Origin of the sequence: Micromonospora sp. NBC_00617 (genome assembly GCF_045161355.1) — a bacterium.
Taxonomy (GTDB): domain Bacteria; phylum Actinomycetota; class Actinomycetes; order Mycobacteriales; family Micromonosporaceae; genus Micromonospora.
This window is the reverse complement of the sequence record NZ_CP107751.1, coordinates 3,376,715-3,399,701: the sequence shown is the minus strand read 5'-3', so window position 1 is coordinate 3,399,701 and position 22,987 is coordinate 3,376,715. Positions and strand designations below refer to the sequence as shown.

The following is a 22,987-nucleotide window of genomic DNA, read 5'->3' as shown; positions in this document are numbered from 1 at the left end:
GGGACAATGTCCGACATGATGTCCACCGCCGATGCTCCGCGGTCGCCCGGGCGACCGCGGAGCATCCGCGCCGACGAGGCGATCATCGAGGCGACCCTCGACCTGCTCGCCGAGGGCAGCACCGTCGAGGCGCTCTCGATCGAGGCGATCGCCACCCGCGCCGGCGTCGGCAAGGCCACCATCTACCGCCGCTGGGCCGGCAAGGACGCCTTGCTGCTGGACGCGCTGCGCCGGCTCAAGGGCGTCATGCCGCAGCCAGCCGGCGACTCCGTCCGCGACGACCTGCTCCTGCTGGTCGGCGCGGTCGGGCGGAATGTCGACCCCCGCGCCACAAAGATCATGCCGTGCCTGGTGCCGGCGGTGAACCGCAGCCCCGACCAGTTCCAGCTCTACCGGAACATCATCGAGCCCCGGCGTCAGCTGATGCGCGAGGTGCTGCGGCGCGGCATCGACGAGGGGCTGCTGCGACCCGACATCGACGTCGAGGTGACCATGGCGCTGCTCACCGGGCCGATGCTGATCCAACGGGTTCTGCAGTGGAACCCGGAGCTGAACGATCGAACCCTGCCCACGCAGGTCGTCGACGCCGTCCTCGACGGCATCCGCGCCCGCTGACCCGACCGCGCGCCCCCGGCAGGGTCAACCCGCCGGGGCGCGCAGGCGGTGCAGGCGCAGCGCCAACTGCACCTCCAACGCCCGATCGGGCCGCTGCCAGTCCGCGCCGAGCAGCTGCCCGACCCGCTCCAGCCGCTGGGTCACCGTGTTGACGTGCACATGCAACTGCTCGGCGGCACGGGCCAGGCTGCCGCCCACCCCGAAGTACGCCTCCAGCGTCTTCACCAGCGCCGTCCCGCGCCGGGCGTCGTAGTCGACCACCGGCCCGACCGTGGCGGTGAGGAACTGGGCCACGTCCCGCTCACCCCGGTCACCGACCGTGCCCAGCAGCAGACCGACGAAGCCCAGCTCCGCGGTACTGGCGCCCTGACCGGCGCGGCCCAGCGCCCCCAGCGCCGTCAGACAACGGTCCGCCTCGTGGAACGTCCCGGCCAGCGTCCCCGGTCCGGTCGACGGGCCGCTCGCCCCGGCCGTCACCGGCCGGCCCGTCACCCGCGACAGGTCCCGCGCGACCGCGCGGGCGCTGCCACCGGCATCCTGGCCGGGCAGCATCAGGACCACCCGACCGTCGCGCGCCGCGGCCAGGCCACCGCGCGCCGAGGCGTACGTGGTGGCCCAGGAGAGCACCCGCTGCCGCGCCGAGCCGGTCGCCGCGATCGCGTCGTCGCCCACCGCCACCAGCACGTGCGGCGCGTCCAGGTCCACGCCGAGCCGGCGGGCCCGGCTGCGCAGCGCGTCGGTGTCGCGCAGCGGCCGGGCGATCAGATCGTCCAGCAACTCGCCACGGACCCGCCCCTCCGCCTCGGCGACGGTCCGGCGGAACAGCAGCAGCAGCGCGGTCACCAGCGCGGCCCGCTCCAGGATCCGCTGGTCGGCGTCGACCAACTCGTCGTCGGGCCGCAGCACCAGCGCGCCCAGGTTCTCCGCACCGGCCACCACCGCCGCGTACCAGAGCGGGCCGCGGCGCACGCTGCGTCCCTCCGTACGCGAGGCGGCCACCGCCTCGACGATGTCCGCCCGGTCCGGCTCGTCGATCTCACCCACCCGGGCCAGCAACCGGCCCTGGGCGTCCAGCGCCAGCAGCGCCCCGCCCAGCACCTCGGTCACCGCGGCGGCCACGTCCTCCACCCCGCCGCCGCGCAGCACCAGCGCCGTCATCCGGTCGTGCGCCGCCGCGGCCCGCTCCACCGAGCTGCTGTGCGCCCGGATGGTGGTGTTCGCCGCCGACAACTCGGCCAACGCCGAGCGCGTCTCGGCCAGCAGCCGGGCCGTGTCGATCGCCACCGCGGCGTGCGCGGCCAGGGAGACCAGCAGCGTCACCTCCTCGCGGGCGAACGGCCGGGCCGAGCGGTTGGCCGAGTAGAGCACCCCGATCGAGGTGGAGCCGAGCCGCAGCGGCACCCCGAGGATCGCCACCAGGCCCTCCTCGCCCACCCCGGCGTCGATCTCCCCGGTGTGGTGAAAGCGCGCGTCCTCGCCGTAGTTGGCGGTCACGTACGGGGCGCCGGACTGGGCGACCAGGCCACCAAGACCGGCGCCCATCGGCAGCCGCAGCTGCTGGAAGCGGGCCGAGACCGACCCGTCGGTCACCCGCATGTACGTGTCGCCGCGTTCGTCGTCATTGAGCGTCATGTACGCCACGTCGGCGCCGAGCAGGTTACGGGCCCGGTGCACGATCGCCCGCAACACGTCGTCCAGGTCGCGCAGTCCGGCCAGGTCGCTGACGGTGTCGTACAGGCCGGACAGCTCGGTCTCCCGACGGCGGCGGCGCTCCAGCAGCGCGCGGACCCGCAGCGCCACGGTCTTGGCCTGCTCCAGCTCGGCCAGCTGGTCGGCGGGCATCCCGGCGGCGCGCGCGGCCACCAACGGGCCCTCGAACTCCACCGCGGCGGCCTCGCGAGCGAGCAGTTCGAGGAACTCCACCGGCGACGACATGGTCGACATTGTGCTCGCGCCCACTAGTTGGCCGTCCAGCCCCCGTCGAGCGCGATCGACGCGCCAGTGATGAAGGCCGCCGGCGGCGAACAGAGGTACGCCAACAACTCGGCGACCTCCTCCGGCTCGATCAGCCGCTTGATGGCGGCCCGCGCCAGCATGACCTTCTCGATCACCTCGGCCTCGCCGATGCCGTGGCTGGCCGCCTGATCGGCGATCTGGCTCTCCACCAGGGCGGTTCGTACGTACGCCGGGTTGATGCAGTTGGCGGTCACCCCGTGCGCGGCACCCTCCAGCGCCACCACCTTCGACAGCCCTTCGAGGGCGTGCTTCGCCGAGACGTAGGCCGCCTTGTACGGCGAGGCGCGCAGGCCGTGCACCGACGAGATGTTGACGATCCGGCCCCAGCCCCGGGCGTACATGTGCGGCAACGCGCGGCGGATCAGCAGGAACGGCGCCTCCACCATCACCCGCTGGATGTACTCGAAGCGCTCGACGGGGAAGTCCTGCAGCGGCGCCACGTGCTGGAGGCCGGCGTTGTTCACCACGATGTCCACGTCCACGTCGAGCGCGTCCACGGCCGCCGCGTCGGCCAGGTCCACGCCCTCGGCGCGTCCGCCGGCCTCGGCGGCGACCGCCTTGGCCGCCTCCAGGTTGCGGTCCACCACGAGCACCTTGGCGCCGGCCGCGCCCAACCGCAGGGCACAGGCCCGCCCGATGCCGCTGCCGCCCCCGGTGACCAGGGCGGTCCGACCGGCGAGGTCGACCTGTACGACGTGGGGGACCACCACGGGTTCTGCCGTCATGGCGCAAGAAGTTACGAGCTGTGTGCCCTGCGGCACATGGGGCAGCGACACATACTCCGTACCACTGCTGTGTGGCCCCCCTGCCCCTGCCCCCTGCCCCCATCGCCCGCGCCCGCCCCGCCGCGCGCCGGGAGCAGGGCGTGGGGTGTGGGAGGGCGTGTCCCGTGGGGCTGGTGGGAAGGGCGCCGGTTAGGGTGTCGAACACACGTACTGCTGACGGCTGGGGGAGGGGGGCGGCGTGCGGGTGCTGGGGGTCGACCCGGGGTTGACGCGGTGTGGGGTGGGCGTCGTCGAGGGCGTGCCCGGTCGGCCCTGCACCCTCATCGCGTACTACGTGGTCTACACCGACCCGGCCGACGACCTGCCGCTGCGCCTGCTGCACCTGGACCGGTCGCTGACCAAGCTGGTCGCCGAGCACCAGCCGGAGAGCGTCGCCGTCGAGCGGGTGTTCAGCCAGCACAACGTCCGGACGGTGATGGGCACCGCCCAGGCCAGCGGCATCGCCGTGCTGGCCGGGGCGCGGGCCGGGCTGCCGGTGCAGACGTACACCCCGAGCGAGGTGAAGGCGGCGGTGACCGGTTCCGGCCAGGCCGACAAGGCACAGGTGACGGCCATGGTGACCCGGCTGCTGCGGCTGGACGAGCCACCGAAGCCGGCCGACGCCGCCGACGCTCTCGCCCTGGCCATCTGCCACGTATGGCGCGGCGGCACCCGTTCCAAGCTGGCCGCCGCGGCCGATCGGGCACGACGAGGAGGAGCACGATGATCGCCAGCGTGCGCGGCACGGTGACCGCGACAGGCCCGGATCTGGCCGTGATCGAGGTCGGCGGTGTCGGCCTGGCCGTGCACTGCGCCCCCGGGACCCTCGCCGAGCTGCGGGTGGGGCAGCCGGCGCGGCTGGCCACCAGCCTGGTGGTCCGGGAGGACTCGCTGACCCTCTACGGTTTCGCCGACGACGACGCCAAGGCGTTGTTCGAGCTGTTGCAGACGGCCAGCGGCGTCGGCCCACGGCTGGCCCAGGCGGTGCTGGCCGTGCACACGCCGGACGCGGTGCGAAAGGCCATCGCCAACGCCGACACCGCCGCGCTGACCCGGGTGCCCGGGATCGGCAAGAAGGGCGCCGAGCGCCTGGTGCTGGAGTTGCGGGACCGGATCGGCCCGGTGTCGATCGGCGCCGACGGGGTGGGCGGCGTGACCGGCGGCGCCTGGCCCGATCAGGTGCGGCAGGCGCTGGTCGGACTGGGCTGGACGGCCGGTCAGGCCGACCAGGCGGTGGCCGCCGTGGCGGAGACCCTCGACGGCGCCACCCCGCCCGTGCCGGTCCTGCTCAAGCAGGCCATCCGCCTGCTGGGTCGTACCCGATGACCGCCGAGGGGCGACGGGGGGCGGCACGGTGAGCGACACCGACGGTCTCGTCTCGGCGTACGTCAGTGATGCCGACCGGGACGTGGAGGCCACCGTGCGGCCCCGGCGGCTGGCCGAGTTCATCGCCCAGGACCGGGTGCGCGATCAGCTCGACCTGTTGTTGCAGGGCGCCATGCGGCGGGGGTCGCCCCCGGATCACATCCTGCTCTCCGGGCCACCCGGGCTGGGCAAGACGAGCCTGGCCAACATCGTCGCCGCGGAGCTGGGCGCCGGCATCCGCGTGACCAGCGGCCCGGCGATCGAGCGTTCCGGCGACCTGGCAGCGATCGTGACCAGCCTCGCCGAGGGCGACGTGCTCTTCATCGACGAGATCCACCGGATCGCCCGGCCGGCGGAGGAGCTGCTCTACAGCGCGATGGAGGACTTCCGGGTCGACGTGGTGGTCGGCAAGGGGCCGGGCGCCACCGCGATCCCGCTGGACGTCGAGCCGTTCACCCTGGTCGGCGCGACCACCCGCTCGGGTCTGTTGACCGGGCCCATGCGGGACCGGTTCGGCTTCGTCGCGCACCTCGACTTCTACGCCCCGGCGGACCTGGAGACGCTGCTGCACCGTTCGGCGCGCATCCTCGGGGTGCCGATCACGGCCGACGGCGCGGCGGAGATCGCGGGCCGGTCCCGGGGCACCCCCCGGATCGCCAACCGGCTGCTGCGCCGGGTCCGCGACTACGCGGAGGTCCGGGCCGACGGTGTGGTCACCCTGGGCACCGCCCGCAAGGCCCTGACGGTGTACGACGTCGACGCGCTGGGTCTGGACCGGCTGGACCGGGCGGTGCTGACCGCGCTGGTGGACTCGTTCCGGGGCGGCCCGGTCGGGTTGTCCACGCTCGCCGTGGCGGTGGGGGAGCAGCCGGACACGGTCGAGGAGGTCTGCGAGCCGTTCCTGGTGCGTGCCGGCCTGCTGGCCCGTACCCCGCGGGGCCGGGTGGCCACGGAGGCCGCCTGGCGGCACCTGGGGCGCACTCCGCCGAATGGTACATTTGGGATGGATGTCCCGTCTGCGCCCGACTTGTTCTCCCTGGACACCGATCAGCCGTGATGTGAACGTGATCTGCGCCGCATTCGGTGTTCTCAGGCGCAGGGATTAGACTTCGCCGCGGTCTGTACAGGATGTGAGAATCCGCCTCCGCTCCGGCACTCCCGTGCCGTGGCGGGTGGCCAATGGGAAGGCAGTAACCGTGCAATACCTTGCAGCAGGTGGTGGGGCCGGCGGCTTCACGCCGATCCTGATGATCGTTCTGCTCTTCGGCGTCATGTACTTCATGATGATCCGTCCGCAGCAGAAGCGTCGCCGCGATGCGGAGGCCATGCAGTCCGCGCTGGGCCCGGGCGACGAGGTTGTCACCATCGGCGGGCTCTACGGCACGGTCACCGGCGTCGAGGACGACGCGGTGCTGCTCGAGATCGCTCCGGGCGTGCAGACCCGCTACGCCCGGCCGGCCATCGCCCGGGTGGTCACCCGCGCGGAGCTGCCGAGCGAGCCGGCCACCGAGGACGCGGACACCGTCAAGGACTGATTTCGGCCGCCGGGCGACGGTTCTGGCGTACGACCAGGCGACCGGAGCCCGGGGCCGCCCCGTCCGACGGGGCAGCGGACGCGACGTGAAAACTGGATAGTTGGGTCGACGCCGGGCGTCGGCACGTTCCCGTGACCGTCGGCGTCCCACGCCGGCGCGTCCGGCCAGCGCGCCGGCACCCCCCGTCGGCCAGGTCAGACCCGTTGGCCGGGACCCCCGGCCCGACACTCGCCGCCGCCGCGCGCAGCGGCGCGACCGTACAGGGAGACAGGACAACCGTGGCACCACCTCAGGGACAGATGCGACCCGGCCGGCAGCTCGCCGTGCTCGGGTTCATCTTCGTCGTCCTCTATCTTTTGGTCTTCTTCTCGGGCGGCGCCAGCGGCAGCTTCAAGGACCGGCTGGAGCCTCGGCTCGGCCTGGACCTGATCGGCGGCACCCGGATGACGCTGGAGGCGACCAACAGCGTCGATGGCAAGCCCCCGACGGCCGAGAACCTTGAGGAGGCCCGGCAGATCATCGAGAACCGGGTCAACGGGCTCGGCGTGGCCGAGGCCGAGGTGGTCACCGAGGGCAACCGGAACATCGTCATCTCCCTGCCCGGTGAGAACCGGAACCTCGACGAGGTGGGCAGCGCGGCCGAGCTGCGCTTCCGCAAGGTGCTCAAGGGCGCCGACGGCAGCGGGACGGCCGCCGCGCCGCCGGCCACGGCAGCCCCGGACAGCGTCAACCCGTCCGGCGCCCCCTCGGCGACCCCGTCCGGCAGCGCCGCCCCGAAGGTGAGCCCGTCGGCCAGCGGTGGTCAGGGCGGGATGGCGCCCGCGCCGTCCGCCAGCGCCACACCGACCCCCTCGGCGTCGGCGAGCGCCGCCGCGCCGTCGGCGAGCGCCAGCGCCGAGCCGGTGCCGGCGAGCATCGAGGAGCAGCGCAAGGCCGTCGAGCAGAAGGTCGGCGCCGCCGCCTGGCAGGCCGCCAGCGGTCTGCAGGCCCCCGCCGACCTGAGCGCCGACCCGTCGCTGGGCGACAAGCTCAAGCCGTTCGGCACGCTGTCGCCGCAAGAGGTCGCCGTGCTGCCGGCGCAGATGCAGTTCAACGTGCCGACGATCGGCTGCGCCCAGCTCGACAAGCGTCCCCCGGCGTCGATCTCCGACCCGAAGCAGCAGGTCGTGTCCTGCGAGGGCGGCGCCTCGAAGTACCTGCTCGACCAGGCCAAGGTGCTCGGCACCGACGTGGACGACGCCAACGCGGTGCTCGACCAGACCAACGCCTGGGTGGTCAGCCTCGACTTCACCGGCAAGGGCCAGGGCAAGTGGACCGCGCTGACCCGTGAGGCGTTCACCAACGAGGGTCAGGCCTGCGACGCGAGCGCTCTCGGTCAGGACGGCAAGTGCCGCGTGGCCGTCGTGCTGGACAACGAGATCGTCTCCTCCCCGGAGATCCAGGGTGTGCTGACCGGCAACTCCCAGATCACCGGCAACTTCAACCAGAAGGACGCCAGCGCGCTCGCCAGCCAGCTGCGCTACGGCGCGCTGCCGGTGACCTTCGAGCCGCAGGAGTCGCAGAACGTCACCGCGACCCTGGGTGCCAGCCACCTGCGCGCGGGTCTGCTCGCGGCCGGCATCGGCATGCTGCTGGTCATCATCTACGCGTTCTTCTACTACCGGCTGCTCGGCTCGGTGATCTTCCTGAGCCTGATCCTCTCCGCGCTGCTCGTCTTCGGCGCGCTGGTGGTGCTCGGCCGGCAGATCGGCTTCACGCTCACCCTCGCCGGCATCGCCGGCATGATCGTCTCGCTCGGTGTGGCGGCGGACTCGTTCGTCATCTACTTCGAACGACTCAAGGACGAGATCCGGGAGGGGCGCAGCCCGCGCAGCGCGGTGCCCCGCGCCTGGATCCGCGCCCGCCGGACGATCATCTCGGCCAACGCGATCACCCTGCTCTCCGCGGTGGTGCTCTACGTGGTCTCGGTCGGCACGGTCAAGGGCTTCGCGTTCGCCCTCGGCCTGGCCACGGTGCTGGACCTGGTCGTGGTCTTCCTCTTCCGGCACCCGATCATGACGATGTTCGCCCGGACCCGGGCGTTCCTGTCCCCGCGGGTCAGCGGCCTGGGCCGGGCGCTTCCGGCCCGCAACCAGCAGACTCAGCCCCGCAACCCGCGCGCCAAGGAGGCCTGAGATGGCTCAGAACGGTCTGGCGAGCCGCCTCTACAACGGCGAGGCCGGTCTCAACGTCGTCGGCCGGCGCAAGCTCTGGTTCAGCGTCGCCGGGATCCTGATCCTGATCGCGATCCTCAGCTTCTCGATTCGCGGGTTCAGCCTCGGCATCGAGTTCGCCGGCGGCAACTCGTTCCAGGTGCCGGCCAGCGTCGGCACCCTGAACCAGGCCGAGGAGCAGGTCAACGCCGCGCTCGCCGCCGAGGGCGGCGGCACCAAGGTGGTGACCGCGCAGAAGGTCGGCGGCACGGGCGGCGACACCTACGAGCTGCGTACCGGTCAGCTCAGCGCGGAGCAGGCCACCGCGGTCAAGGCCGACATCGCCCAGCGGTTCGGCATCAACCCGGACCAGATCAGCGGCAACCAGGTCAGCGAGGCGTGGGGCAGCCAGGTCACCGAGCGGGCTGTGCTCGGTCTGGTGATCTTCATCGCGCTGGTGATGGTCTACCTGATCCTGCGCTTCGAGTGGCGAATGGCGGTCGCCGCGGTGGCGTCGCTGATCACGAACCTGATCCTCACCGCCGGCATCTACTCGCTGGTCGGCTTCGAGGTCACCCCGTCGACGATCATCGGTTTCCTCACGATCCTGGGCTTCGCGCTCTACGACGTGGTGGTGGTCTTCGACAAGGTGCAGGAGAACACCCGCGGCATCACCGCCAACAACAACATGACGTACGGCGAGGCGGCCAACCTGGCCGTCAACCAGAGCCTCATGCGGTCGCTGAACACCTCGGTGGTGGCCCTGCTGCCCGTCGGTGGTCTGCTCTTCATCGGCGCCGGCCTGCTCGGCGCCGGCACGCTGAAGGACCTCGGCCTGGTGCTGTTCGTGGGTATGGCGGTGGCGTTCCTGACCTCCATCCTGGTGGCGACGCCGCTGCTGGCGCTGCTGAAGAGCTACGACCCCCGCATCCAGGCGCACTACAAGCGGGTGCAGGCCCGTCGGGGTACGCCGGGCCGTGGCGAGGTCACCGGCAAGGGTGCTCCGGCCGCGGCCGAGGGCGAGGTGGCCGACGCGCCGCTCGATCCCGACTCCGCCGCGCTGGCCGGCGCCGCCCCGAAGGTGGGCGCGCGGCCGGCGGGCAAGCGGCCGACCGGCGCCCGGGGCGGTCGTCCCGGCGGCGGCGGTAACCGGCCCGGCGGCGCCAAGCGGCGCTGACCGGCCCCGGAGCCGACCCGGGAGGAAACGCCTGAACGGCGTCCGGCATGCTGTGCGAGCAGCATGCCGGACGCCGTCGTCGTGGGAAGGGAAACGAACAGCCGTGACGGAGACCCACAGCACCGTGGCGCGCGGGGACAGCGGCCCGGAGGCCGCCCGGTTGGTGGCCAGCCGGGTGCTGGACGTGCCGGACTTCCCCAAGCCCGGTGTCCTGTTCAAGGATCTGATGCCGCTGTTCGCCGACGGGAAGGCGTTCCGCGAGGTCGTCGACGGGATCGTCGCGTACCACGGGCGGGACGGCTTCGACGTGGTGGTGGGCATCGAGGCGCGCGGCTTCGTCGTCGCGGCGGCCGTCGCGTACGCGGCCGGGGTCGGCGTGGTGCCCGTGCGCAAGGCCGGCAAGCTGCCCCGCCCGGCGCACTCGGTGTCGTACGCCCTCGAGTACGGCGAGGCCACCCTGGAGGTGCACGAGGACGCCTTCACCGCCGGCCACCGGGTGCTGGTCGTCGACGACGTGCTGGCCACCGGCGGCACCGCCGAGGCGACGCTGGACCTCGTCGAGCGGGCCGGCGGGACGGTCACGGGCTTCACCGTGCTGCTGGAGATCGGCTTCCTGGGCGCGCGGGAGCGGCTGGCGCCGCGCCCGGTCCATGCCCTGCTGACCGTTTGAACCCGGCCCGTCGGGCGGAGCTCGCGCCGACCGTCCGGCGGAGCGGCAGGGGACCGTCCGTGCGGGTAGCATTGCCCTTTGCTGACGTCGGCGGTACACCGTCCGGCGACGCGAGACCAGGCCGGCCGACGTTCGGCCGGTGTGTTTCCGGCGAGCGGTGAGGAGGCCGGTGTCCCACGATGTCGTCCCTCCGGCGGAGGGCACGGTGCACCCGACAGGCGACGCTGACGGCTCGGTGACCGACCGGAACGGCGACGCGCCGGCCCGGGTGACGGGCACCGACAACGGCTCCGGCAGGGCTCCTGCTGACGGCGCGACGGCTCCGACCGGGGTCACGGCGAGCGCCACCACCGAGGCGTCTGCGGGCGCCGACGGGGTCGTGGTCCCGTTCCCGACCGACGCCGGCGTCGACCCGTCGCCGACCGGTGGCTTCGGGCTGTCCAGCGCGCCCACCGGTCGGCGGGTGCGCGCCCGGCTGGCCCGGTTCAACGCGCCCTGGCAGACCTCGCAGGTCAGCGAGGTGCTGGAGCCGCTCATCGCGAGCCACCGGGAGAACCACCCGAAGGCCGACGCGCGGCTGCTGCAGCGCGCCTTCGACACGGCGGCGCGGTGGCACTCCGGGCAGTACCGCAAGTCCGGCGATCCGTACATCACCCACCCGCTCGCCGTCGCCACCATCCTCGGCAACCTGGGGATGGACACCACCACGCTGGTCGCCGCGCTGCTGCACGACACCATCGAGGACACCGAGTACACCCTCGACGCGATGCGCGCCGACTTCGGCGGCGAGGTCGCCCTGCTGGTCGACGGCGTCACCAAGCTGGACAAGGTCAAGCTGGGCGACGCCGCCAAGGCCGAGACGATCCGCAAGATGGTCGTGGCGATGGCCAAGGACCCGCGGGTGCTGGTGATCAAGCTGGCCGACCGGCTGCACAACATGCGCACCCTGACCTTCCTGCCCCGCCCCAAGCAGGAGCAGAAGGCCAAGGAGACGCTGGAGATCCTGGCGCCGCTGGCGCACCGGCTCGGTATGAACACGATCAAGTGGGAGCTGGAGGACCTGGCCTTCGGCACCCTGTTCCCGAAGCGCTACGAGGAGATCAACCGGCTGATCGGGGAGCACCAGCCGCAGCGCGAGTCGCTGCTGCGCCAGGTCACCCAGAAGGTCGGCACCGACCTGAAGGCCGCCAAGATCAAGGCGGAGACGACCGGGCGGCCGAAGCACCTCTACTCGATCTATCAGAAGATGATCGTGCGGGGTCGCGACTTCAACGACATCTACGACCTGGTCGGCGTCCGGATCCTGGTCGACACCGTGCGGGACTGCTACGCGGCGCTCGGCGTGATCCACGCCAACTGGCAACCGGTGCCGGGCCGCTTCAAGGACTACATCGCGATGCCCAAGTTCAACATGTACCAGTCGTTGCACACGACGGTCATCGGGCCCACCGGCAAGCCGGTGGAGATGCAGATCCGCACGTACGCGATGCACCGCACCGCGGAGTTCGGCATCGCCGCGCACTGGAAGTACAAGGAGCACAAGGGCACCCAGATCGTCGGCCCGCCGGCGCACATCGACGAGATGACCTGGCTGCGGCAACTGCTGGACTGGCAGCGCGAGGCCGCCGACCCGAGCGAGTTCCTGGACGCGCTGCGCTTCGACCTGTCCAGCCAGGAGGTGTACGTCTTCACCCCCAAGGGGGACGTCATCCCGCTGCCGACCGGGTCGACGCCGGTGGACTTCGCGTACGCGGTGCACACCGAGGTGGGGCACAAGTGCATCGGCGCACGGGTCAACGGCAAGCTCGTGCCGCTGGAGTCGACGCTGTCCAACGGCGACGTGATCGAGATCTTCACGTCGAAGTCCGAGACGGCCGGCCCCACGCAGGACTGGCTGGGCTTCGTCAAGAGCCCGCGCGCCCGCACGAAGATCCGCCAGTACTTCAACAAGGAGCGGCGCGAGGAGGCGATCGAGGCCGGCAAGGACGCGATCGTCAAGGCGATGCGCAAGCAGGGCATGCCGTTGCAGCGGATGCTCACCTCCGACGCGCTGATGTCGATCGCCCGGGACCTGCACCTCGCCGACGTGGCGTCGCTGTACGCGGCGGTCGGCGACAGTCAGGTCTCCGCGCAGTCGGTGGTGCAGAAGCTGATGGCCGCGTACGGCGGCGAGGAGGGCGCGGCGGAGGACATCGCCGAGACCGCCGTCGCCACCCGGCCGCCGCGCAGCCGCCAGAGCAGCAGCGACCCCGGCGTGGTGGTCCGTGGCGTCAGCGACGTCTGGATCAAGCTGGCCCGCTGCTGCACCCCGGTTCCACCGGACTCGGTGTTCGGCTTCGTCACCCGCTCCGGCGGCGTGAGCGTGCACCGCGACGACTGCGCCAACGCCGAGGACCTGCGGGCCCAGGCTGAGCGGGTGGTCGAGGTGAGCTGGAAGCTCACGTCCGCCTCCACGTTCCTGGTGGCGATACAGGTCGAGGCACTGGATCGGCACAAGCTGCTCGCCGACGTCACCCGGGTGCTCTCCGACGAGCGGGTCAACATCCTGTCCGCGACGGTCACCACCACCCGCGACCGGGTGGCGGTGAGCCGGTTCAGCTTCGAGATGGCCGACCCGAAGCACCTGGGCCACCTGCTGGCCACCGTCCGCAAGGTCGACGGGGTCTTCGACGCGTACCGGGTCACCTCGGGCGCCTGACGCACACGAAAGCGCCCGCCGGCTCAGCCGGCGGGCGCTTCGTCGTCTCGTGCGGGTGTCAGCCCTGCGGCGGGCTCATCGTGAGGTCGGTGATCACGACCTCCTTCTTCGGGTGGCCACCACCGGCCTGCTGGGCGAACGCCCCGTCGTCGCCGGCCTTGGCCACGTCCTGGACGATGTCCATGCCGCCGGTGACGGTGCCCAGCACCGTGTACGCCGGGTCCAGCGGCGAGTCGCCGTACACGATGAAGAACTGGCTGCCGGTGCTGCCCGGCTGACCGGAGTTGGCCATCGCGATGACGCCCTCCGGGTACGGCGGGCGCTTGTCGGTGGGCAGGTTCTCCTCCGGCAGCCGGAAGCTCGGGCCACCGGTGCCGTCGGTGTCCCGCCAGCCCTTGCCGGTGGCGCTCGGGTCACCGCACTGCAGCACCTTGATGCCCTCGGTCACCAGGCGGTGGCACTTGCTGTTGTCGAAGAAGTTCTTCTCCGCCAGGTAGGTGAACGCCCCGGCCGTGCACGGCACCTGCGACCGGTCGACCTTGGCCGTGATCGGGCCCAGGTTGGTGGTGATCGTCATGGTCTGCACGCCCTTGGCGGACTGCTCGTTGCTGGGCACCCCGACGTCCTTGATCTGCGGGGGCCGCTGGTCGGTCGGCATCGCGTTGTAGACGCACTCGCTGGCACCGGGCGCCGAGGCGGCGGTGTCGGTCTTGTCGTCGTCACCGCCGAGGGTCGTGGCCAGCCAGACGGTGCCGGCGACCACGAGCACCAGCACGGCGGCCGCGCCGACGATCGCCTGCGTCTGGCGGCGCTTGCGGGCCTTGGCCGAGCGCTCGGCCATCTCCTTCTCGAGTCGGGCGCGTGCCGCCGCGCGCTGCCGCTCTCTGGTGGACGTCACGCCTGGATCCTCCTGGCTGTTTGCTGCGGGGTGCCGCTCGGTTGGGGTGGGGGCGACCGGTCAGCCGGCGCTCGGGCTGCTGGCCGGAGCACCGGACGGCGCCGGTGCCGCGCCGGTGACCGGCTCGCCGACCGTGAGGCTCTGGATCACCACGTCGGTCTTGGGCTTGACCTTGGCCCCGGTCCCATTGTCCACGGTCGGCAGGGCACCGATCTTCTCGACCACGTCGAGCCCACCGGTCACCTTGCCGATCACCGGGTACTTCGGGTCCGTGGTCGTGAAGTCCTTGAAGAAGATCAGGAACTGGCTGCCGTTGGCGCCGGGCGGGTTGGAGATCATCGCCACGGTGCCCTTGGGGTACGTCGGCGGCTGACCGGGCGCCGGGCTGGCCGACGGCGACGCCGACGGCACGGTCGGCACGTCCTCGTCGTAGAACGAGTAGGTCGGCCCGCCGAGGCCGGTGCCGCTGGGGTCACCGCAGCGCAGCGCGCCGTCGGCGGTGATCTCGTGGCACGTGGTGTTGTCGTAGAACGACCGGCTCGCCAGGTGGGCGATGCTCGCCGCGGCGCAGGGGGAGTTGGCCAGGTTCAGCTCGGCGGTGATCGGCGCACCCTGGTTGGTGGTGACCGTCATCGCCCGGGTGCCGTCGGTCGGCAGGCCCTTGGTCGCCGGCGTGCCGACGTCCTTGAGGTTGGTGTTGGCGCTCGCGTCCTGCGGCGTCCAGAGGCAGGTGTCCTCCGCGGCGGTGTTCTTCTTCGGATCGGAGTCGAACGCCCCGAGCGCCCAGGCCGAGCCGGCCACGATCACCGCGAGGACCAGGAAGGCGCCGACACCGGCCTGGATCTGCCGGCGGCGCCGCGTGGCGGCGGCCCGGCGAGCCAGCTGCCGGTCGAGCTTGGCCCGCGCCAGTTTGCGCTGCCGGTCCCTGCTGGAAGCCACAGGTGCTCCCCTTTCCTTGGCCTGGTCGTCACCGGCGGCCGGGTTTCCCGGCCCGTCCGGGCGTCGCGTGTGCCACGCCACACGCCCGCCAGAGTGTACGGCTAGTGACTGGGAATGTGGTGTACGAGGTCCACCCCACCGCCAGCAGCTCATATCGTGTGATGTCACTGTGTCGGATGGGGCTGCGGGGGCGGACGCGGCAAACGCGCTCGCCCCGCCGGTTAGGCTGCTGGGCAGGACGACAGCTCGACGGAGAGGACAGCGCCCGTGCTCGTGGCCGGCTTTCCCGCGGACGCCTTCGGCACCAACTGCTATGTGGTGGCCGCCGCGCCGGGGGAGCAGTGCGTGGTGGTCGATCCCGGCATCGGGGTGCTCGACCAGCTCGACGCGCTGCTCGCCGAGCACCGCCTGCATCCGGCCGCCGTGCTGCTCACCCACGGCCACCTGGATCACACGTTCTCGGTGGCGCCGGTCTGCGGCGCGCGCGGGATCACCGCGTACGTGCACCCCGGCGACCGGGAGATGCTCGCCGACCCGGCCAAGGGCCTGTCGACCGACCTGACCTCGCTCTTCGGCGGCAAGCTGAGCTACACCGAGCCGGAGGACGTGGCCGAGCTGACCGACGGCGCGACCCTCACGCTCGCCGGCCTGGAGATCGCCGTCGACCACGCCCCGGGCCATACCGGCGGGTCGGTGCTGTTCCGGTTGCCCGGCGCCGGGTCGGGCTGGGAGGCCGACGAGATCTGCCTCTCCGGCGACGTCCTCTTCGCCGGCTCGATCGGCCGCACCGACCTGCCCGGCGGCAGCATGCCGGCGATGCTCACCAGCCTGCGCGACAAGATCCTCCCGCTGGCTGACGACACCGTCGTGCTGCCCGGCCACGGCCCCGGCACCACCATCGGCCGCGAGCGCGCCAGCAACCCGTACCTCATCGAGGTGGCCGGCGCGGCGCCGGCCGCTCCCACCCGGGGCCTCTAGTTCTTCGTCCGCGCCGCGCGCGGACCCACGACACCACCGCGCCGCGGGCGCGGGATCGCAAGGAGTACGCCGATGAGCAAGCCCACGCCCATCTCCGGTTTCCCGGAGTGGACCCCCGGCCAGCGGATGATCGAGCAGTTCGTGCTCGGCAAGATCCGGGACACCTTCGAGCTGTACGGGTTCGCGCCGCTGGAGACCCGCGCCGTGGAGCCGCTGGACCAGCTGCTGCGCAAGGGCGAGACCTCCAAGGAGGTCTACGTGATCCGGCGGCTGCACGCCGACGCCGAGGGATCCGGTGGCGACGACCAGCTCGGCCTGCACTTCGACCTGACCGTGCCGTTCGCCAGGTACGTGTTGGAGAACGCCGGCAAGCTGAGCTTCCCGTTCCGCCGCTACCAGATCCAGAAGGTGTGGCGGGGTGAGCGGCCGCAGGAGGGGCGCTACCGGGAGTTCGTCCAGGCCGACATCGACATCGTCGACCGGGACACCCTGGCCGCGCACCACGAGGCGGAGATGCCGCTGGTCATCGGGGACGCGCTGCGCGCCCTGCCCATCCCGCCGGTGACCATCCAGGTCAACAACCGCAAGATCTGGGAGGGCTTCTTCCGCGGCATCGGGGTCACCGACCCGGAGGCGGCGCTGCGCACCGTCGACAAGCTCGACAAGATCGGCCCGGCGAAGGTCGCCGACCTGCTGGCCGAGACCGCCGGGGCGAGCGAGGCGCAGGCCAAGGCGTGCCTGGCGCTGGCCGAGATCTCCGCCCCGGACGCCTCGTTCGCCGACGCCGTCCGGGCGCTCGGGGTGAGCGACCCGCTGCTCGACGAGGGCGTCGAGGAGCTGGTCCGGGTGGTGGACACCGCCGCCGAGCACTCGCCCGGCCTCTGTGTGGCGGACCTGCGCATCGCCCGTGGCCTGGATTACTACACGGGCACCGTCTACGAGACCCAGCTGCGCGGCTACGAGCGCTTCGGCTCGATCTGCTCCGGCGGCCGGTACGACAACCTGGCCAGCGCCGGCGCCACCTCGTACCCCGGGGTGGGCATCTCGATCGGGGTGACCCGGCTGCTCGGGCTGCTCTTCGGCGCGGGGGAGCTGTCGGTCTCCCGTTCGGTGCCCACCTGTGTCCTGGTGGCCCTGGCTGACGAGGAGCACCGCCCGGCCAGTGGCCGGATCGCGTCGGCGCTGCGCCGGCGGGGCATCGCCACCGAGGTGTCGCCGAGCGCGGCGAAGTTCGGCAAGCAGATCCGCTATGCCGAGCGGCGCGGCATCCCGTACGTCTGGTTCCCGGGGGCCGACGGCGCTCCGGACGAGGTGAAGGACATCCGCTCGGGCGAGCAGGTCACGGCCGACGCCCGGGAGTGGGCGCCGCCCGGGGAGGACCTCAAGCCGAAGGTCGGTTGAGTGTCACGACTAGCGCGTACGGCCGCGGGGACCTACGGTAGCGTAAGTTACGCCACCGTAGGGAGTTACTCGTGACCGTGAGCACCACACTGAGCCAGACCGCCCTGCTCGTCGAGCTGGAGCCGGTCGTCGCGCGCAACCTGGACCGTCACCTCTCGCTGGCGAAGGAGTGGTTCCCGCACGAGTACGTGCCGTGGAGCGAGGGTCGCACGTTCGATGGGCCGCTGGGTGGTGAGGCGTGGTCGCCGACCGACTCGACCATCCCGGACGTCGCCCGCACCGCGCTGATCGTCAACCTGCTGACCGAGGACAACCTGCCCTCGTACCACCACGAGATCGCCACCCTGTTCGGCCGCGACGGCGCGTGGGGCACCTGGGTGCACCGGTGGACCGCGGAGGAGGGCCGGCACGGCACGGCCATCCGCGACTACCTGACCGTCACCCGGGCGGTCGACCCGGTGGCGCTCGAGCGCGCCCGGATGACCCACATGTCCGCCGGCTACGTCAACGTGCACGACGACGAGGTGCTGCACTCCCTGGCGTACGTCTCGTTCCAGGAGTTGGCCACCCGCATCTCGCACCGCAACACCGGCAAGGCCACCGGCGACCCCGCCTGCGAGGCGCTGCTGGCCCGGGTCGCCGCCGACGAGAACCTGCACATGGTCTTCTACCGCAACCTGCTCGCCGCCGCGTTCGAGCTGGCCCCGAACCAGGCCATGCGGGCGGTCGCCGACGTGGTGGCCAACTTCCAGATGCCCGGCAACGGCATCGACGGCTTCGCCCGCAAGTCGGTGGCGATCGCCCTCGCCGGCATCTACGACCTGCGCCAGCACCGCGACGAGGTGTTGCAGCCGGTGCTGCGCCAGTGGGACGTCTTCAACGTGACCGGCCTCGACGCCGACGGCGAGGCCGCCCGCGAACAGCTCGCAACCCAGCTGGAGGCCCTGGAGAGCGCAGCAGCCCGCTTCGAAGAGAAGCGCGACGCCCGAGCCGCCCGCCTAGCCCTCCGCTAACCCCCCCCGGCCCTCCCGCCCTCCCGCCCTCCCCGCCCCACCCCTCGCCGATCTTGCACTTGCTGTCCCGGTGAATCGGGGCAATCTCCCTCATTCCGGCGACCGGAAGTGCAAGATCGCGGGGATCAGGGGAGGGGGTCGGGGGTTGGGGGAGGGGGAAGAGGAGGCAGGTGCTTGTGGCGTGGGCTATCAGGCGGGCGTTCGCGTCGGTGAGGCGGGCTTCGGCCCGGGACGTGCGGCGGCCGCGTTGCAGCACCGTGCCCTCGCAGCGCAGCGTGCCGCTGTCGACGGTGAGCGGGCGCAGGGATTTCACGTTCAGGTCCAGCGAGGTGTAGCCGACCCCGGCGGGCAGCGTGGTGTGCACGGCGCAGGCGGCGGCGGTGTCCAGCAGGGTCGAGATGACGCCACCGTGGACGGTGCCCAGCGGGTTGTAGTGGAACTCCTGGGGACCAGCTCGACGGCGCGCGCCGCCGTACCCCCTGACGCCGTCTGCGCCGCCCGCCTGGCCGCCGTCTGCGCCGCCCGCTGGCTGCCGCCGTGCTGCCCGATCCCGTGGTGATCCGGGGTCGGGGCGCGGCGGGGGTTGTGGCGGCAACGGCGTCGGTCGGCGCGTGGTGTCCGAAACGGATCCGGTGGTCCTGGGGGTGTGACGGCAGGTGCCCGCGAGTGTGTCCGCGGTGTTGCGGCGGTGTGACCGGAGCGGGTCGACGAATTCGGGCGAAACCAGGTCTTGTCAATGATCTTAAGTATGTGAATACTTCAGATCACTCGGCCGGTTTTCGCAGATCGGTCGGGTTGCCCTCGGGTCAGCCACCCCCGGTCAGACCCGTCTCCCCCGCCCAGGAGGTTTGTTACATGCGACCCACGAGGTCCTCATTCCGTGTTGCGGCGACTGTTGCCGTGAGCGGAACCCTGGTCGTCGGCTCGCTCATCGGCGCACCCGCCCAGGCCGCCCCCGCCGCCTCGCCCGACGCCGCCGCAGCCCTCTCCGCTCAGCTCGGCGACCGCTCCGCCGGCTCGTACATCGACGCCAGCGGCAAGACCGTCGTCACGGTGACCGACGCCGCCGCCGCCCGCACGGTCAGCAAGGCCGGCGCGAGCGTCCGGTACGTCACCCGCGGCGCCGCCGAGCTCAACCGGGCCACCGCCGAGCTGGAGCGCTCGGCGAAGATCCCCGGCACCGCCTGGTGGACCGACCCGATCACCAACCAGGTGGTCGTCTCCGTCGACAGCACCGTCACCGGCGCCAAGCTGGAGCGGGTCAAGGCCGCTGCCGCGCGCGCCAACGGCGCGGTACGCGTCGAGGCCGAGGCCGGCGTGCTCAGCACCCGCATCTCGGGTGGCCAGGCCATCTACACCGGCGGTTACCGCTGCTCGCTCGGCTTCAACGTGCGCAGCGGCAGCACCTACTACTTCCTGACCGCCGGGCACTGCACCAACCTCGGCACCAACTGGTACTCGAACTCCAGCCAGACCAGCCTGCTGGGCACCCGTACCGGCACCAGCTTCCCGGGCAACGACTACGGCATCGTGCGGCACAGCAACTCCGCGAACGCCGCCGGTAACGTCTACCTCTACAACGGCAGCTACCGGGACATCACCGGCGCCGGCAACGCGTCGGTCGGCCAGTCGGTGCAGCGCTCGGGCAGCACCACCGGCCTGCGCAGCGGCTCGGTGTCCGCGACCAACGCCACGGTGAACTACGCCGAGGGTTCGGTCTCCGGCCTGATCCGCACCAACGTCTGCGCCGAGGGTGGCGACAGCGGCGGCTCGCTCTTCTCCGGCAGCACCGCGCTCGGCCTCACCTCCGGCGGAAGCGGTAACTGCAGCAGCGGCGGGACGACCTACTTCCAGCCCGTTACCGAGGCCCTGAGCGTCTACGGCGTCAGCGTCTTCTGATCGATTCACCGCCCGCGGGTCGCCGGAATCCTCCGGCGGCCCGCGCCGCGCGTCCGGGGCCGGGCCGTCCGCCCCGCCGCCCGCGCCGCCTCAGGCGAGACGATCCGGCCCGTCCGTGGGAAGCAGGGGATCCGCGGGTACGACACCGGTCGTCGCCACGGCGGGCCCGAGCGGCGTGGCGCCGTCGGTGGCCCCGGCGAGGTGTGCCCGTCGGGCGGAGAGGACCGCCAACAGCGGCCAGAGTGACACGCCCACCGCCGTCACCCGTTCGGCCAGGCCGGTCCGGGATCCGCTGGTCACCTCGAACGCGAACCAGCCGAAGAGGGCGAGCAGCACGATCGTGGCGCTCAGCGCCACGCCCCGCCGAAAGGCCCAGGGCGGCTGCGGGGCTCGCGAATGTGCCGCGTCCGGGCCGCGCGGCAGCCGCAGCGCCGATCCGGCCGGCCAGAGCGCCAACGCCAGGACGGCGATGGTGGCCGCGATGCCGTGGCGGAGTGAGCCGCCGACGGCCGGCCGGGGAAAGGCGACCAGCGCGATGGTGGCCACGCCGCCGACGGCGAGCAGGAAGCGGCTGGGCAGGCCGGCCGCGTGCAGCACGGCGGCGATCGCCAGGTAGCAGCAGCCCAGCAGCAGCAGAGAAGTGATCATGATCCAGGAATCGGTGGCGTGGTGCCCCGCCAGTTCGCTGATGGTGTCGCGGACCGGGTCGTACCCGGCCGGCTGGCGGGCGCCCGCGACCGTCCAACCGCCCACCAGCAGCACCGGCGCGGCCACCGCCGTGGCGACGCCCCAGTTTGGTACGGCGCGCATTCGGCCACGTTAACCGGCGCGACGGCCCGGCGAGCCGGGTTCGCCAGGCCGCCCACCGGCAAAGCGCGCGGCCTGCCGCCTGCCCACCTGCGAATCGTGCCGGCCTGCCGGGTGGCCCCCGAGCGGTCCGGCCGCCCCTGACAGAATGCGGGTGAGGACTGTTCCACGATGAGGAGTTGCCAGCCGTGATCCGTACCCACAATGCCGGAAGCCTGCGCGCCGCGGACGCCGGCTCGACGGTGACGCTCGCCGGGTGGGTGGCCCGCCGGCGTGACCACGGCGGCGTCATCTTCGTCGACCTGCGCGACGGCTCCGGCGTGGTCCAGGTGGTGTTCCGCGAGGAGGACGCGCACGCGCTGCGCAACGAGTTCTGCGTGAAGGTCACCGGCGAGGTGACCCGCCGGCCGGCCGGCAACGAGAACCCGGAGCTGCCCACCGGCGACGTCGAGGTGACCGCGGTCGAGCTGGAGGTGCTCTCCGAGGCCGCGCCGCTGCCGCTCCCGGTGGACGACCAGGTCGAGGCCGGTGACGACCTCCGCCTGCGGTACCGCTACCTGGACCTGCGCCGCAGTGGCCCGGCGAACGCGCTGCGGCTGCGCTCGCGCGCCAGCCACCTGGCCCGGGGGGTGCTGCACGAGCGGGACTTCCTGGAGATCGAGACGCCGACGCTGACCCGCTCGACGCCCGAGGGGGCCCGCGACTTCCTGGTGCCCGTGCGACTCCAGCCCGGCAGCTGGTACGCGTTGCCGCAGTCGCCGCAGCTGTTCAAGCAGCTGCTGATGGTCGGCGGCATGGAGCGGTATTACCAGATCGCGCGCTGCTACCGCGACGAGGACTTCCGCGCCGACCGGCAGCCGGAGTTCACCCAGCTCGACATCGAGATGTCCTTCGTCACCGAGGACGACGTGATCGACCTCGGCGAGGCGATCGTCTCGGCGCTGTGGAAGGACCTGGCCGGGCACGAGATCAGCCGGCCGATCCCGCGGATCACCTGGCACGACGCGATGTCCCGGTACGGCTCGGACAAGCCGGACCTGCGCTACGGCGTGGAGCTGACCGAGCTGACGAACTACCTGCGCGGCACCGAGTTCCGGGTGTTCGCCGGCGCGATCGACGCGGGCGGCTACGTGGGCGCGGTGGTGATGCCCGGCGGCGCGGCGCAGAGCCGCAAGGAGCTGGACGGCTGGCAGGACTGGGCGAAGGCGCGCGGCGCGCGGGGCCTGGCGTACGTGGTGCTGGACGCCGAGACCGGCGAGGCGCGTGGCCCGGTGGCCAAGAACCTGTCCGCCGAGCACCTGGGCGGGCTCGCCGACGCGGTCGGCGCCAAGCCGGGCGATGCGGTCTTCTTCGCGGCCGGCGCCAACGCCCGCGAGGCGCAGGAGCTGCTGGGCGCGGCCCGTGTCGAGATCGCCAAGCGGGCCGGCCTGGTCGACGAGAGTGCCTGGGCGTTCTGCTGGGTGGTCGACGCGCCGATGTTCGAGAAGACCGACGAGGGTGGCTGGACGGCTGTGCACCACCCGTTCACCTCGCCGAACGCGGAGTGGGTGGACCGGTTCGAGGAGGCCCCGGACCGCGCCCTGGCGTACGCGTACGACATCGTCTGCAACGGCAACGAGATCGGCGGCGGGTCGATCCGTATCCACCGGGGCGACGTGCAGAAGCGGGTGTTCGATCTGCTCGGCATCACCCCCGAGGAGGCCCAGGACAAGTTCGGCTTCCTGCTGGAGGCGTTCAAGTACGGCGCACCGCCGCACGGCGGCATCGCGTTCGGCTGGGACCGGGTCTGCATGCTGCTGGCCGGCGCGGACTCCATCCGTGAGGTCATCGCGTTTCCGAAGACCCGGGGCGGCTTCGACCCGCTGACCGGTGCTCCGACCCCGATCACCGCTCAGCAGCGCACCGAGGCCGGCATCGACGCCAAGCCCAAGCCGACCCCCGCCGCGAACACCGGCACCGCGGGCCCGGCAGCCCCGGTGGCCGACCCGGTCTGACCGCACCCCCGCCTCTGCTTGGTTGA

19 protein-coding genes and 1 pseudogene are annotated in these 22,987 nt (G+C 72.2%); 14 read left to right on the top strand and 6 right to left on the bottom strand.

Translation table 11 applies throughout. The annotated features are described in order from the left end of the window. Window positions 1–6: 6 nt before the first annotated feature. A complete protein-coding gene (locus OG505_RS15500) occupies window positions 7–615 on the top strand; it encodes a TetR/AcrR family transcriptional regulator (RefSeq protein ID WP_405434058.1) in 609 nt (202 codons plus the stop codon). 24 nt (window positions 616–639) lie between these two features. Here OG505_RS15500 and OG505_RS15495 read toward each other — a convergent pair whose 3' ends face one another. Beyond that, window positions 640–2,559 carry a helix-turn-helix domain-containing protein gene (locus OG505_RS15495; protein ID WP_405434057.1) on the bottom strand — a complete coding sequence of 640 codons (1,920 nt, stop codon included), beginning with the start codon at window positions 2,557–2,559 and terminating at the stop codon, window positions 640–642. A gap of 14 nt (window positions 2,560–2,573) precedes the next feature. Next, on the bottom strand, window positions 2,574–3,356 hold the full coding sequence (locus OG505_RS15490; RefSeq protein ID WP_405434056.1) for a 3-hydroxybutyrate dehydrogenase: 783 nt from the start codon (window positions 3,354–3,356) through the stop codon (window positions 2,574–2,576). Between the two features lie 238 nt (window positions 3,357–3,594). On the opposite strand from OG505_RS15490, the gene ruvC reads away from it, so the two are divergent. The 8 genes from ruvC (at window position 3,595) to OG505_RS15450 (ending at window position 13,032) form a co-directional block, all read left to right on the top strand. Next, entirely contained in the window at window positions 3,595–4,122 is a 528-nt protein-coding gene (gene ruvC / locus OG505_RS15485; RefSeq protein ID WP_234583505.1) for a crossover junction endodeoxyribonuclease RuvC, read from the top strand. Then, on the top strand, window positions 4,119–4,721 hold the full coding sequence (gene ruvA, locus OG505_RS15480) for a Holliday junction branch migration protein RuvA (RefSeq protein WP_405434055.1): 603 nt from the start codon (window positions 4,119–4,121) through the stop codon (window positions 4,719–4,721). The genes ruvC and ruvA overlap by 4 nt, the downstream gene beginning before the upstream one ends. Window positions 4,722–4,749: 28 nt before the next feature. Beyond that, window positions 4,750–5,817, top strand: a complete 1,068-nt coding sequence (gene ruvB / locus OG505_RS15475) for a Holliday junction branch migration DNA helicase RuvB (protein WP_405434053.1) — start codon at window positions 4,750–4,752, stop codon at window positions 5,815–5,817. A 139-nt stretch (window positions 5,818–5,956) separates the two neighbouring features. Further along, complete coding sequence (yajC, locus tag OG505_RS15470) at window positions 5,957–6,295, top strand: preprotein translocase subunit YajC (RefSeq protein ID WP_405434051.1); 339 nt, start codon at window positions 5,957–5,959, stop codon at window positions 6,293–6,295. 278 nt (window positions 6,296–6,573) lie between these two features. Continuing rightward, entirely contained in the window at window positions 6,574–8,469 is a 1,896-nt protein-coding gene (gene secD / locus OG505_RS15465) for a protein translocase subunit SecD (RefSeq protein ID WP_405434050.1), read from the top strand. A 1-nt stretch (window position 8,470) separates the two neighbouring features. Further along, window positions 8,471–9,664, top strand: a complete 1,194-nt coding sequence (gene secF / locus OG505_RS15460) for a protein translocase subunit SecF (RefSeq protein ID WP_405434048.1) — start codon at window positions 8,471–8,473, stop codon at window positions 9,662–9,664. Window positions 9,665–9,767: 103 nt separating this feature from the next. Continuing rightward, entirely contained in the window at window positions 9,768–10,334 is a 567-nt protein-coding gene (locus tag OG505_RS15455) for an adenine phosphoribosyltransferase (protein ID WP_405434046.1), read from the top strand. A 169-nt stretch (window positions 10,335–10,503) separates the two neighbouring features. Then, window positions 10,504–13,032, top strand: a complete 2,529-nt coding sequence (locus OG505_RS15450) for a RelA/SpoT family protein (protein WP_405434044.1) — start codon at window positions 10,504–10,506, stop codon at window positions 13,030–13,032. 58 nt (window positions 13,033–13,090) lie between these two features. Here OG505_RS15450 and OG505_RS15445 read toward each other — a convergent pair whose 3' ends face one another. Together OG505_RS15445 and OG505_RS15440 are read right to left on the bottom strand one after the other, a co-directional pair. Next, window positions 13,091–13,930 carry a peptidylprolyl isomerase gene (locus OG505_RS15445; RefSeq protein WP_405434043.1) on the bottom strand — a complete coding sequence of 280 codons (840 nt, stop codon included), beginning with the start codon at window positions 13,928–13,930 and terminating at the stop codon, window positions 13,091–13,093. A gap of 60 nt (window positions 13,931–13,990) precedes the next feature. Further along, window positions 13,991–14,869, bottom strand: coding sequence for a peptidylprolyl isomerase (locus OG505_RS15440; protein ID WP_405434041.1), 879 nt, complete (start codon window positions 14,867–14,869; stop codon window positions 13,991–13,993). A 267-nt stretch (window positions 14,870–15,136) separates the two neighbouring features. Here OG505_RS15440 and OG505_RS15435 point away from each other — a divergent pair, with 267 nt between their 5' ends. The 3 genes from OG505_RS15435 (at window position 15,137) to OG505_RS15425 (ending at window position 18,261) form a co-directional block, all read left to right on the top strand. Beyond that, the gene (locus tag OG505_RS15435; RefSeq protein WP_405434040.1) at window positions 15,137–15,847 is read left to right on the top strand and encodes an MBL fold metallo-hydrolase; all 711 of its coding nucleotides are present in this window, start codon (window positions 15,137–15,139) and stop codon (window positions 15,845–15,847) included. Window positions 15,848–15,919: 72 nt separating this feature from the next. Continuing rightward, window positions 15,920–17,248, top strand: a complete 1,329-nt coding sequence (gene hisS, locus OG505_RS15430) for a histidine--tRNA ligase (protein WP_405434039.1) — start codon at window positions 15,920–15,922, stop codon at window positions 17,246–17,248. A gap of 71 nt (window positions 17,249–17,319) precedes the next feature. Beyond that, window positions 17,320–18,261 (top strand): acyl-ACP desaturase, encoded by a 942-nt coding sequence (locus OG505_RS15425; protein ID WP_405434038.1) that lies wholly within the window; start codon window positions 17,320–17,322, stop codon window positions 18,259–18,261. A gap of 148 nt (window positions 18,262–18,409) precedes the next feature. On the opposite strand, the pseudogene OG505_RS15420 reads toward OG505_RS15425, so the two are convergent. Beyond that, a pseudogene (locus OG505_RS15420) lies at window positions 18,410–18,709 on the bottom strand (PaaI family thioesterase); the annotation flags it as partial. A gap of 407 nt (window positions 18,710–19,116) precedes the next feature. On the opposite strand from OG505_RS15420, the gene OG505_RS15415 reads away from it, so the two are divergent. Next, the gene (locus tag OG505_RS15415) at window positions 19,117–20,160 is read left to right on the top strand and encodes a S1 family peptidase (RefSeq protein WP_405434037.1); all 1,044 of its coding nucleotides are present in this window, start codon (window positions 19,117–19,119) and stop codon (window positions 20,158–20,160) included. A gap of 90 nt (window positions 20,161–20,250) precedes the next feature. Here the strand turns inward: OG505_RS15415 and OG505_RS15410 are convergent, their stop codons facing one another. Continuing rightward, window positions 20,251–20,970 carry a DUF998 domain-containing protein gene (locus OG505_RS15410; protein ID WP_405434035.1) on the bottom strand — a complete coding sequence of 240 codons (720 nt, stop codon included), beginning with the start codon at window positions 20,968–20,970 and terminating at the stop codon, window positions 20,251–20,253. 185 nt (window positions 20,971–21,155) lie between these two features. Here OG505_RS15410 and aspS point away from each other — a divergent pair, with 185 nt between their 5' ends. Beyond that, on the top strand, window positions 21,156–22,961 hold the full coding sequence (gene aspS / locus OG505_RS15405; RefSeq protein ID WP_405434034.1) for an aspartate--tRNA ligase: 1,806 nt from the start codon (window positions 21,156–21,158) through the stop codon (window positions 22,959–22,961). Window positions 22,962–22,987: the final 26 nt, after the last annotated feature.